Annotated in this window: 1 protein-coding gene; it reads right to left on the reverse strand. The window is 67.7% G+C overall.

Annotation, left to right across the window (positions count from 1 at the left end; translation table 11 throughout):
- Positions 1 to 230 (reverse strand): tripartite tricarboxylate transporter substrate-binding protein (locus AB4Z35_RS31420; protein WP_442101356.1); only part of this gene is annotated, 230 nt, incomplete at its 3' end.
- Positions 231 to 353 lie beyond the last annotated feature (123 nt).

The raw sequence follows: 353 nt of genomic DNA on the forward strand, positions 1-353 counted from the left end.
GCCCAGGTCTTGTACGGCGACGAAGCGTTGACGAGCAGCACCATCGGCGCTTCCACGGCAAAGGCGATCGGCGTCAGGTCTTTTACCGGGTCGAACGTCAGCTTCATCAACCAGGGCGCCAGCGCGACGTTGGCGGTCTGGCCAATGACCAGCTCATATCCGTCCGGCTGCGCGCGCGCGGCCTCGGCCAACCCAAGGGTGCCGGCCGCGCCCGGGCGGTTTTCGGGCACCACCCGCCACCCAGGGACTTCGGATAGCCTGGCGCTGAGGGTGCGTCCGATAAAGTCTGTGCCACCGCCGGGGGTGGACGGAATCACCATCCGGATGGGCTTCGTGGGGTGCCACTCCTGGGC

This window comes from Pseudomonas sp. KB_15, from assembly GCF_052114525.1.
Taxonomy (GTDB): domain Bacteria; phylum Pseudomonadota; class Gammaproteobacteria; order Pseudomonadales; family Pseudomonadaceae; genus Aquipseudomonas.